We start from the raw sequence: 12,314 nt of genomic DNA, 5'->3' as shown, positions 1-12,314 counted from the left end.
CCGACGAGACGAATCGGCGGCGGGCCAGGGCGCAGCTCCTGCGGCGCGGGGATCAGGTCGCCGACTGCACGTCGGCGCAGTAGTCGAGGACGGCGACCCGGACCGGGTCGGGAAGCTTGGCGGTACCGGCCTCGTCGAACCGGTGGTACACCGGGTCCGCGCCGGGACGTACGTGCACGATCCAGAGCGTGCCGTCCCGCCCCACGTGCACGCCGACCGCATCTCGGCTGGTGTCCTCGAGGCGTACCAGCGCGAAGCCGCCCCGGCCCGCCTGCCCCGCCGCCGCTGCCACGTCCTGCCACGAGGCGACCCGCTGCCAGCCCGGCCCCTCGGCCGCCGAGTCCGCCCGCCAGGCGATGTCCTGCCCGGCATCGCCGCCGCCGGGCAGTCGCGCCCCGGCGGGATACCGCGCGGTGAACAGGTCCGCCAGCAGGTCGTCGCCGCCGCTGTTCGTGATCTCGCCCGTGACCCGGCTGCTGATCCGGTCCAGCATCCGGGTGTCCGCGGTCTCCGACGGCGTGGTTGCGTTCTCCGACGGCGTGGCCGCCGATCCGCCGTCCTGCGGACCGGTCTGCCCGGACACCGACGGATCCGGGCGCCGGGCACCGGCCGGCGGTACGACGTCGGGATCCGGCGGCTGCACAAAACGCGCTCCCAGCCGGGTGCGGCCCAGGAGTTCCACCTCGTAGCCGGTGACAAGCGTGACCGCCCGATCGCCGTACGGCACCTGGATGCGGTACGAGTCGAAGACCAGCAACTGGTGGCCGTCCGGCACCGACCGCGGCCGGTCGGTACTGACCTGTACGGCGCCCTGTCCGACGGTGATGAAACGGGGCAGGTCGGCGGCGGGCAGCAGGGCGTAGCTGCGACCGTAGGCCAGGGTCGCGTCGGGGTGGGACCAGGCTGCGGTGATGACGTCGGTCGCGTACGCCGGATCGTCCGCCAGGCGCCGGTTGGTGGTCAGCGGATCGCCGTGGAGCAGCGGTTCGAGGGACAGCAGCGGTCGCTCCCCACCGACGATCGGCACCCCGACACGATCTTCGTCCACCGGGGACGACGGGGTGTGGTCCGCCGAGCCGACCAGGGAGGACGGCGTTACCGGGTGGGTCCCCTCGGGCGCCCCGGAGCCGCCGGTACCCGTTTCGGGCCCGTCGCCGTCCGCCACATCCCGGGGCTGCTCGACCGTGCCGCTCTCCGCCGGAGCCGGCGGCCGCACCACGGGCTCGGGAAGGTCGTCCCCGGGTCGTCCACCGGCCCGGGGCGGCTTGTCCTCGGTGAAGGTGATCGTGCGCGTCTCCGTCTGGGTCTGCGTCTGCGAGCCCGTCCCCGCCGGCCGCTGGCCGAGCCCACCGCCGCCCCGTGCCGGACCGCCGCCGGAACCGCCCCGTGCCGGTCCACCACCGGAGCCACCCAGTGTCCGCCCGTCACCAGAACCGCCGGACGGGCCGCCTGAGCCCTGTGTCCCGGAACCGTCGGACTGGGTGAACGTCAACCGACCCGACCCCGGGTCGAAAACCAACTGGTCGGACGGGACACGGTCCGGCCCCGCCCCGACCAGCACACCGTCGGCATCCAGGTGCAACTGCGGCGAACCCGTCCCACCCGACGGCGAGAACGTCGTCATTGACACCCCACCGTGGGCGTCGACCCGGACCACCCGCAACGGCTCGGACCTGACCCCGACCGGCCGCAAACCCGTGCCATCGTCCCCCGGCCGGAAGTACGTCAGACCACCCGCCACCGGCTGATCCACCGGCTCCACGGCAGCCGCGTCCTGCGGCCGATCGTTGCGTACCAATCCCCAACGCCCAGCAACCGGGTCACGTACCAGCACCCGGTTCTGGCCCGGATCGACCTCCACCGGCTGCCCGTCCAACCGGTGTCCTCTCGGACCGACCGTCGTCACCCGCTCCACCCTCGACGGGGTGCCGTCAAAACGACCCTCGTACCACCGACCCGCTTCCAACTCGAAATACCGATACCCGGAGCCGGCACCCGCATCCGGTTCAGGCACCCGAACCGGCGGCCGGTCGAACGTCAACAGGTCAACATTGCCGCTCGTGTCGCCTCGCAACACCTGGAACGTCGGCGGCTCCGGCACCGGCTCGGCCAGAGTCCGCCCCCGAGGCACCACCACGTGATAGTTCCGCGACTCCACCCCGGAGGACGCCGGCTGCGCACTCACCGTCGTGACATCCCACCGACCCGTACGCGAGTCGAAAACCGCCACCCGCTCCGTCGGCTCACCCACCGGGCTCCGCCCGCCGCCCTGGCCACTCGCACCCTGACCATTACCGCCGACCGGCTGCACCCGCAGCACCGACTCGTCCGGATGCACCGACGTCCGAGTCTCCACCCCGGTACGCGGATCCACCTCGACATACTCGTAGCCACCCCGGCCACCGGCACCCCGAGACGCGCCAACTCCCTCAGCGGGCCCAGCACCCACGCTCCTTGGCGCCGGATATTTCACCGTCCCCGGCTGCGCGCCGAGCGTGTCACCACCACCCTGCGGGAACCGCTCCCTCGGCACCGACAACGTCACCAGATCACGCTCACCGGTCACCGGATCAACCCGGAACACCTGCCGACCCGGCTCCGACACCGGCCCGGACTCCACCGGCCGCACCCCAACCGCCCCAGCCGACTCCGGCTTCGGCACCACCAGCGCCGAATCGTCCACCGGGGTCGTACCCGCGTTCATCCGCTGCTGCGCCGCCGCCGCCAACTGCTCCCGCGACGGCCGACCACCCACACCGCCACCCTCGACCGGCGACGACACCGGCTCCGGCTTCGGCCCCACCTGCGGCGAGCCGGACTCCGGCAGCGCTGGCTTCGGCTCCGGCGCCGGCCGCTGCGCCGGAGCCGGGACCGTCCGGGTACCAGCGCCGCTATCCGGTCGACCACCGCCGACCATCCCACCGTCGTTCGGCACCGGCTCCGGGCCAACCGGCTTCGGCTCGCCGACCACGTCCTCGGGGCCGCCGCCGTGGGTCCGGTCACCCACCTGCGGAGGCTTGTCCTCGGTGAAAGTGATCGTCCGCGTCTCCGTCTGGGTCTGCGTCTGCGAACCGGTCCCCGTCGGCCGCTGACCAAGCCCACCGCCACCCCGCGCCGGACCACCACCAGAACCACCGGAACCACCGCCCGGACCACCCGGCCTGCCACCGGGACCACCGGAGCCGCCCGGCCCACCGCCGGAACCGCCACCCGAACCGCCGGACCCGCCGCCCGCCTCGTACGGGGTGGGCTCGCGGAACGTCAGATTGCCGGACTTCGGGTCGAAGCTGAGCTGTTCGGGGCGGATGCCGTTCGGGGTGGAGTTGAGCAGTTCGCCGTTGCGGCCCACCCGCAACTGCGGCAGGCTGTCGCCGGACGGGGAAAAGGTGCTGGTCTCGACGCTGCCGTCGCCCCGCACCTTGATGACCGGCAACGGGTCACCCTTGACACCGGCCGGCGTCAACCCGTCCTGCTCCGGAGTCGCCCGGTAGTACGACGAGCCGCCCGGCCGGGCCGGCGCGACCGGTACGTCCGCACCGCCACCGCTCCGGACGGGCGTCCAGAGCCGGGTCTCCGGATCACGCACCAGGACGCCGTGCTCGGTGAGCTTGACCGGTGTCCCGTCCAACCGGTGTGCGTCCGGGACGGTGGTGACCCGCTCGACCTTCGGGGTGCCGAAGTACTCCCCCTCGTGCCATCCGGTCCGGCCGGTGCCGAGTTCCTGGAAGGTGAATCCGTCGGTCCTGCCGTTCGCCACCCGCACCGGGTCACGCCGGTACGTCAGCAGGTCGATGTTGCCGTCGGCGTCCCGGCGCAGCACCTGGAGCCCGGGGGGCGAATCCGTGAGCGGGTTGTCTTTCCCCCCTCCCGGGGACGGGTTGCCCGACCGGTCGGCCGGCGCCGGCCCGGGCGACACGGTGTCCACGTCCCACTGCCGCCGGCCCCAGTCGTACCGCAGCACGCGTTCGTCCGGCGCGCCGACCGGGATCTTCTCGCCGTTCCTGACGACGAAGTTGCGCTGCTCGACACCGCTGGCCGGCTGGACCCGGACAATCCCCTCACTCGGGCCGACCTCGGTCGGGGTGGCGGCACCGGTGTGCGGATCGATCTCGTGGTAGCGGTAGGTGCCGTCGGCTCCCGGCCCGTGACCCGGACGGGAGGACGCGCCCTCCCCGATCCGGGGTGCCGGACGCAGGTCGGTGCCGGGCGCGGCGCCCAGGGTGTTGCCCCGACCGGGCAGCCGCGACAGGGTGACCAGTTCGCGCTCACCGGTGTTGACGTTGGTGCGGAAGACCTGCCGGTCCACTGGCTTGGCGCTGACCACCACGTCGTCCGGTCCGAGCCCGGTGGGGCTGGTCCGGCCGGTGGCCGGGTCGATCTCGTGGAACTCGTAACCCGCGCGGCCGCCCTGGCCCTGCCCGTGGCTCTGGGGCTGGCGGGGCGACGGTCCCTGCGGAAGATTCGGTGCCGGGTGCAGGTCGCTGCCGGGTGTGGCACCCAAGGTTCGGCCGGTGCCCGGGAACGGCTTCTTCCCGATCGTCACGAGGTCCCGGGCGCCGGTCTCCGGGTCGATCCGGATCACCTCGCGCCCGGCCCCGGGCGGCGGCCCGACATGGCCCGGCAACACGACGGGGCCGTCGCCGTCCGTACGCTGGCCGCCGCCGCGACGGTCGTCGTTGCCGGCGGCCTGACCGGTGCCGGGACGGTCCCCGGACCCGGAGCGGGCCGAGACCGCGTTGCCGTCTCCGGTCGACGTCGCCGCCGCCTGCCGGTCACCGAGGTCACGGGCCGGGGGCGGGGTGTCCCGGGTGGGAGGCGAGTTGGCCGGGGCGACGGTGTCCGCCCTCGCGCCACCGGGCTCGGCCCGGACGCCGGTCGACCCGGCGGGCGGGGTGTCACGGATGTTCGGCGCCGGCCGCAGGTCGCTGACCGCGGGCCGGGCGCCCAGCACGTTGCCGGCGTCCGGGGACCTCGGGCCGCCCGGCGGAGTGGCGACAGCATCCGGCCGACCCGCCGGCACCGGCTCGTGCGGCCCGGCCGGCGGAACATCCCGCACGTTCGGCGCCGGATGCAGGTCGCTGACCCCGGGCTTGGCGCCGAGGGTGTTACCGGTGCCCGGGAATCGGGACCCGTCCGGCCGGGCGCTCTGCGCGTTGCCCGCGTCCGGGGACTTCGCGCCGCCCGGCGGAGTGGCGACAGCATCCGGCCGACCCGCCGGCACCGGCTCGTGCGGCCCGGCCGGGGGAACATCCCGCACACCAGGCCCAGCAGGCAAGGCATCCCGCACACCAGGCCCGGCCGGCGAGACGTCACGCACGTTCGGCGCCGGACGCAGGTCGCTGACCTCGGGTCGGGCGCCGAGGGTGTTCCCCTCACCCGGAAACCTCGGGGCGCCCGGGCGGACGTCCCGGGGAACCGACGGCGACTCCACACCGGACGTCGGCCCGCCGGGCCGGACGTTCTCCGTCGGCCTGGCGCTGTACGGCGGCGCCGGGTCGAAGAGCACCGCGTCCCCGTCACCGCGGACCGTGACCGGTCCCCGCCCTTCCAGTTTCGGTCCGCTGAAGAGCCCGTCCCCGGGGAGTTTCACACCGCCCGGGGTGCCGGTGACGTCCGGTACGCCGGTACTGACGTTCTTCGGTCCGGAGACGCTCGTCCCCGTACCGATGGTCTTCGGGCCGCCGATCCCGCCCGGCATGTCGTGCGGCGCGTTCCGGCCCACCGCGCCCAGCCCGAAGATGCCGCCGACGCCGGCACCCACCGCGACGTTGATGATGATGTTCTTCGGGTCCTCGTCCAGGTGCGTGCCGGCGATGTTTCCGGCGAGGTCGTTGAAGACCTTGTCGCTGACGAAGGCGCCGAGCGCGCCGTCGATCGCACCGCCGGCGAAGCCGGCCAGCCGCTGCATCCACACCGCGCCCTGGAACATCCGGACCACCGCCGTGAGCAGCCGGGTGAACGTCGCCATCAGGTTCGCGATGAAGCTGAGCGCCGGGATGAAGGCGACGAAGATCAGGGCGAACATGAAGATGCCCAGGAACATCTCCTTGATCGCCTGGGCTTCCTCCTTCTTCCGCTGCTCCTGGAGCTTGTCGGCGTACCAGTTGATCGACTCGCCGACGTTCCAGACCATCCGTGCGGCGCTGAGGAACGACTGACCGCTCGGGTCCTGCTTCGGGTCGACCAGCATCCGACGCAGCGGTTCGAGCGACTCCAGGGCCTTGTCCCGGGCACCGCCGCTCCAGGTCAGGCTGAGGGTGGGGAACGCCAGGTTGATGTAGTACAGGTAGATCTCGTCGCCGAGGTCGAGCCACTGCTTGGCGTACTCGTAGATCGCCTCGAAGTCCGGTGCGGCGCCCGGGGGATACCGCGCCGGCATCAGTCCGGTCTGCGGGTCCGGTCCCAGATCATCGGGCATCGTGCTCTGCTCCTGGAAGGTCGTTCGCTGCTACGCCGGCCGGAGGTGGGTACTCCGGTCAGGAGAAGGCCAGTTCGTCCTCGGGGTCGATCGCCACCTGGACCAGCACCGGCGGCCGGTTACGCCGGACCAGCAGGCCCCGGCCGGGCGGCTGGAGTCCGGGCCGGACGCCGCCGAGCAGCGGGCCCTCCCGTCCCTCGGCGGAGAACAGCAGCCCGTCGGTACCGAGCTCGGCGACCCTGGCCAGCAGCGAGCCGGACATCATCGTGCGGGACGCCCCGGCCGCACGGTGCGCGGCCACCACGTGGAAGCCGACCTCGCGGGCCTGGACCAGGAACGGGATCAGCGGTGCCAGCGGCGACGACGCCCCGGTGGTGAGCATGTCCAGGTCGTCGACGACCAGGTACAGCTCCGGCCCGCTCCACCAGGACCGCTCCCGCAGTTCCCGGGCGGAGATGGTGCTGGGCGGGCGGCGCTGCGCGAGCCGCTCCGCCAGCTGCGTCGCGTACGCCTCGGCCGCGTGCGGGTCTCCCGCGTACGCGCCGAGGTGCCCGTCCGGTACGGCGCCCAGCAGGCTGCGCCGGTAGTCGACGACCATGAACCGGGCGCGGTCGTCCGGCACCCGCTCGGCCAGCGCCCGCATCCAGGTACGCAGGAACTGCGACTTGCCGGAGCCACTGTCGCCGAAGACGAGGAAGTGCGGCTGTTCCCGGGTCAGGTCCACGGTGACCGGTGCGAGGTCGACCTCGTCCAGGCCGATCGCGCCCGCCCCGGGGCCGGCGACGGCGGTCAGCTCGGCGACGGTGAGCCGCTCCGGCAGCATCCGTACGGCCGGTGCGGTGGCGCCGCGCCAGCCACCGGCCAGCCGGGCGACCAGCTTCGCCTGCGCCTCGGAGAGTTCCTCGACCACCTCGGCACCGCCACCCGCGTCCAGTGTCGGCAGTGCCGCCTGGAAGAAGACCCCGGGCGCGATGACCCCCCGTCCCGGTACCGCGCCGGTGAGCTGCCGGGAGAAGGCCCGGCCGAGCTCCGACTCGTACGGGTCGTTGAGCCGCAGCTCCATCCGTCCGCCGATGCTGTCCCGCAGGTTGGCCCGGATCTCGACCCAGCGGTTGGCGGACAGGACCAGGTGTACGCCGACGCCGAGTCCCCGGGCCGCGAGTTCCACCACCAGCGGATCGGCCTCCTCGATCTCGCCCCGCACCGCGGACCAGTTGTCGATGACCACGAAGAGGTCGGCGCCCCGGGTCCCCGGCGGCAGGTTCCGGGCGTCCCGGCGGCGCCGGAACTCGGCCGCCGAGCCGATCCCCTCGGCCCGGAACAGCTCCTCACGCTCGGTCACCAGCCGCATCGCCTCGGCCAGCAGTCGACGTACCCGGGTCGGTTCCAGCCGGGACGCGGCGCCGGTCACGTGCGGGGCGGCGGCGAGCGGCAGCAGTCCGCCGCCGCCGTAGTCGATGATGGAGACCTGCAGTTCGTCGGGGGTGCCGGTGAGCATCGCCGACATCACCAGGGTGCGCAGCAGCACACTCTTGCCGGACTGCGGCGCGCCGACCACGGCGACGTTGCCGTCCTTGCCGGACAGGTCGATCACCATCGGGTCCTGCCGCTGGTCGAGCGGCAGGTCGAGGACGGCGACCGGGAACCTCAACCCGCCCGGCCACTGCCACAGTTCGGCGGTCAGGCCGCGGTCCGGGTCCTCGCCGACCGGGCCGAGCAGGCTGCCCAGGTCGACCACCGGCGGCAGTGGTGGCAGCCACACCTGGTGCACCGGCTGGTCGAGCCGGGAGAGCCGTTCGACGGCGACCTGCAGTTCGGTACGGGTGTTCAGGTCGACGGTCCGCGTGGGTCGGACCTCGGTCGGCGCGGAGGCGGTCAGCGCCGCCGAGCGGAGGGTGAACGGCACCAGCTGGACCTGTCGCCGGTTCTCCTCGTCCGGGTCCGGGGCGCCGAGGTACGGGCCGGAGACGTGCGCGACCCGGAACCGGGTGTAGACGGTCTCGTCGACCTTGAGGTAGGCGGAGCCCGGCACCGGCGGCAGGTGGTACGCGTCCGGGGTGCCGATCACCGCCCGGCTCTCGGCCGCGGAGAAGGTACGCAGGCAGAGCCGGTACGACAGGTGTGACTGCAGGCCGCGCAGCCGGCTCTCCTCCAGCCGCTGGGTGGCGAGCAGCAGGTGCATGCCGAGTGACCGGCCGACCCGGCCGATCTGGACGAAGAGTTCGATGAAGTCGGGCCGGCCGGAGAGCAGTTCACCGAACTCGTCGACGATGATCAGCAGGTACGGCAGCGGTTCGAGCGGCCGGCCGTTGACGTCGGTGCCGCCGGCGGCCTGCCGGATCTGGTACTCCCGGACCGAGTCGACGTTGCCGGCGTCACGCAGCAGCCGCTGGCGGCGTTGCTGCTCGCCCTGCAGCGCGACGCGTACCCGGTCGACCATCGCCAGGTCGTCGGCGAGGTTGGTGATCAGGCCGGAGACGTGCGGCAGTTCGGTGACCCCGGCGAAGGTGGCGCCGCCCTTGAAGTCGATCAGTACGAAGCTGACCAGTTCCGGGCTGTGCCGGGCGGCCAGCCCGGTGACCAGGGTGCGGAGCAGTTCGCTCTTGCCGGAGCCGGTGGCGCCGACCACCAGCCCGTGCGGGCCCATGCCGCGCTGGGCCGACTCCTTGAGGTCGAGCAGGACCGGTTCGCCGTCGCCGTCGACGCCGAGCGGCACCCGCAGCATGTCCGGGTCGGCCGGGAGCACCCGGCCGCGTCGCGGGTCGAGTTGGCCGACGTCGGTCACCCCGAGCATCTCGGGCAGGGTGGTGATCCGGGACAGTACCGGTTCCCGGTCCTCGGTGAGCCGCAGCGGGGCCAGCCGGCGGGCGATCGCCTCACACAGTTCCGGCGGGCTCAGGTCGGCCCGGGCGGACTCGATGACCGCGTACCGTTCCGGGTTCGGCCCGCTGAGTTCCAGGCCGCCGTCGGCGGCGACGGTCGCCCGACCGTCGACCCGGGTCGGTTCGGCGGCCTGCGAGCCGGCCAGGCAGAGTACGGTGATGCCGAGGTCCGGTCCGGCGTCGGTCCAGAGCGACTCGAGGATCGGGGTACGGACCCAGGGTGCGTCCGGGCGGTAGCCGTCCAGCACCAGGACGAGTCGGCGGGCAAGGTTGCCGGGCGCGTAGGTGCGCCGGTTGCGGGCCTCCTCCCGGGCCCGGTCCCGTTCCCGTTCCAGGTGGTCGGCGAGCAGGTCGAAGTCCTCGGCGACCAGGGACGTCACGCCCGCCGCCGAGGCGGCGCCGGGCTCGTGGGTGTGCGGCAGCCACTTCGCCCAGTCCCAGCCGTCCGCGCCGCCGGTGTGCACGACGATGCTGACGTCCTCCGGGGCGTGCAGCGCGGCGATCTGGGCCACCACCGACCGGGCCAGCGCCCGGGTCGCCGGGCCGGTGCCGACAATGCTGACCACGCCGCACCGGGCGAGGTCGATCCAGGCCGGTTGTCCGCCGACGGTCCGGTGGTCGGCCACCACCGTCTCGGCCTCGGTGACGAGGGTGCGGTCGTACTCGGCCATCGGGTCCATCCGGCCGCCGGACTCGACCCCGCTGCCGAGGGGTCCGGCGCCGACGCCGAACCGCACCCGCAGGAAGTCGGGGTCGGCGGGGCGGCGTTCCCAGGTGCGGCGGCCGGCGCCGACCAGGGCCAGCAGCCGACGCGGGCTGGGCTGGTGGACCACGGCCGAGCGGCGGGTCGCGGCCGCCAGGGCCCGTGCCGATCCGCGTACGTCGTCCAGGATCTCCAGGTAACGCTCGCGCTGCCGGCGCTGGTTCGCCTCGGCCGCGTGTTTCATCTGCCACCGCATGCCGACCGTGGCGACGACCGAGAGCACCACGAACCCGATGCCCAGCATGATCAACAACGGGCGCTGGTACGAGATGAGGTAACCGGCCATGGCGACCGTGGAGAGCAGCGGCAGCATCATGGTCAGCCAGGCGTTCGACGCCTGGGCCCGGGTCACCGGCGGTGGGGTCGGCACCGTGATCCGGTCCTTGGGTGCCTCGGGGTAGGCCAGTCGGGCCGGCCGGTGGAACGGGATCCGGGTCATGTCAGGGTGCCGTCTCTCGATGGTTGTCGGTCAGACTTCACTGATCGGCGGGGTGTGGTCGCCGCCGCCGGCGGTGTCGCCCGGATCCTGGCCGGCGAGCATCTTGTTCAGCAGGTCGATGTACTTCTGCCACAGGTCGACGATCTGCGACTCGGCGACGCTCATGTTCAGCGCCGCGCCCTGCAGCCCGCCCGCGATGCGGTTGAGTACGCCGAGTTCCGGTTGCTGCTTGGTGCCGAACAGCGACCTGGCGCAGGCCTGCCACCGGTCGTTGATGTCCTGCGCCTCCCGCTGGCTCGAACCGGCCCAGTTCAGCTCGATCGACTCCAGCGCGTTGGTGATCCGGTCCAGCGCGTCGACGAGTTCGTCGACGTACCCGGGGATGGTGTTCTTGCCGATCGCCCAGACCCCGGCCAGGTCCATCACCAGGTCGGCGTCGCCGGAGCTGTAGGTGGTGCCGGTGGGGACCGGGGCGCCACCGGTGGGGCTGGTCATCCCGCCCCCTGGTGCTTCGGGTTGGTGTTGTTGAGGTTCGCCACCGCCTGGACCTCGACCTCGTGGTAGTTGTGGTACGTCTGCCGCATCCGCCGCAGGATCTCGGCGAGCAGCCCGTTCAGGTCGGCCGCGTCGGCGTCGTACTCCCGTACCAGGTCGGCGAAGGTGGCGCCGGCCGGCGAACGCCACTCGTCCTGGGCGGCGACGAAGGCGCCACGCAGCTCTCCGAGGACTCCCTCGACCCGCCGGTTCTGGGCGGCGACCGTCTCGATCGCCTCGCCGAAGACACGCATCATCACCCTGAATTCCTGCAGTGACACTTCCCTCGGCACGGCCGACTTCCTTAGCTGGTTTCGGGGTACGGGCGTGGTGGCAGAGCAACCCGGTCTGACGATAGGAATCCGGTCGGACGCCCGGACAGTCACTTTCCAGGGACCCCGGCCGGTAGCCGATGAGGGACTCGGCACCGCCACCGACGCGCGACGGATACTGGGCCGGGAGCGAGCACGAGGAGTGGCGAAGACACATGCCGAGGTACCGGTCGGCCTACGACCCCAACCCGCTGCCGGACCCGGGGGACGGCACGCCGGACGCGTCGAGCCCGCCCAACGTCGCGCCCGCCAAGTCGCTGCGGGTGAACTGGACGGGCCCACAGCCGTTGCACACCGTCGTCCCGGACGCCAAGGGCGGCGGTGCTGCCGGAGGCGATGCTTCCGGAGGCGGTGACGGCAGCGGCGACGGGCCGGGCACCCCGGGCCAGTCGGGCTCCGGCGACCCGGGGGCCGACCAACCGGACCAGCAGAAACTGCTGTCGAGCGGGCCGGAGTGGGAGTCGGTGCACGTCCGCCCCGAGGATCTGCTGGCGCACGAACAGACCGTGCTGGACCGGGCCAGGTCGCTGGCGGACCGGTTCAACGCGCTGGTGGCCGACTCCGAGGCGAAGCTGGGCGCCGACTTCTGGGGCGCCGAGGAGGGCGTGAACCAGATCCAACGCCACGTCCCCGGCGCCGACCGGACCCAGTCCGACATCCGCGGCGCCATCGAGAACACGCCGCACTACACGTACACCTCGTCGGCGTTGAGCACCCAGAAGTTCCTGGAGGCGCTCCGGATGAACCAACGCGGTGCCCTCCAGCACGCGGCCGACGCGATCACCATGTCGGGCGGTTACATCGAGTTGCTGAACGTCACCGCCGACGCGTACGCCTCGGCCGACCAGTACTCCGTCTTCCCGGACAAGTCGTCGATCTCCGGCGGTCAGGGCAGCTGACCGGCCGGCGGTGACGGCCGTACGGGCGGGGGGTCACCGCCGCACGC

At 72.9% G+C, this 12,314-nt stretch carries 5 protein-coding genes; 1 reads left to right on the top strand and 4 read right to left on the bottom strand.

Features of this window, described 5'->3' with window-relative positions:
- Positions 1-52: 52 nt before the first annotated feature.
- From ABGB05_RS31115 to ABGB05_RS31100, 4 genes are read right to left on the bottom strand one after another with little or no spacing between them, the layout of a single operon-like run.
- Positions 53-6,418 carry a hypothetical protein gene (locus tag ABGB05_RS31115; RefSeq protein ID WP_347657508.1) on the bottom strand — a complete coding sequence of 2,122 codons (6,366 nt, stop codon included), beginning with the start codon at positions 6,416-6,418 and terminating at the stop codon, positions 53-55.
- Between the two features lie 58 nt (positions 6,419-6,476).
- Positions 6,477-10,502, bottom strand: a complete 4,026-nt coding sequence (gene eccCa, locus ABGB05_RS31110; protein ID WP_347657507.1) for a type VII secretion protein EccCa — start codon at positions 10,500-10,502, stop codon at positions 6,477-6,479.
- Between the two features lie 30 nt (positions 10,503-10,532).
- The gene (locus ABGB05_RS31105) at positions 10,533-10,997 is read right to left on the bottom strand and encodes a hypothetical protein (protein ID WP_347657506.1); all 465 of its coding nucleotides are present in this window, start codon (positions 10,995-10,997) and stop codon (positions 10,533-10,535) included.
- Positions 10,994-11,296, bottom strand: a complete 303-nt coding sequence (locus tag ABGB05_RS31100; protein ID WP_347657505.1) for a hypothetical protein — start codon at positions 11,294-11,296, stop codon at positions 10,994-10,996. The genes ABGB05_RS31105 and ABGB05_RS31100 overlap by 4 nt, the downstream gene beginning before the upstream one ends.
- Positions 11,297-11,523: 227 nt before the next feature.
- Here ABGB05_RS31100 and ABGB05_RS31095 point away from each other — a divergent pair, with 227 nt between their 5' ends.
- On the top strand, positions 11,524-12,267 hold the full coding sequence (locus ABGB05_RS31095; protein ID WP_347657504.1) for a hypothetical protein: 744 nt from the start codon (positions 11,524-11,526) through the stop codon (positions 12,265-12,267).
- Positions 12,268-12,314 lie beyond the last annotated feature (47 nt).

The organism is Plantactinospora sp. B5E13, from assembly GCF_039871775.1.
GTDB lineage: Bacteria > Actinomycetota > Actinomycetes > Mycobacteriales > Micromonosporaceae > Plantactinospora.
Note: the sequence above shows the minus strand (reverse complement) of the source record. Positions and strands in the feature narration are given on the sequence as shown.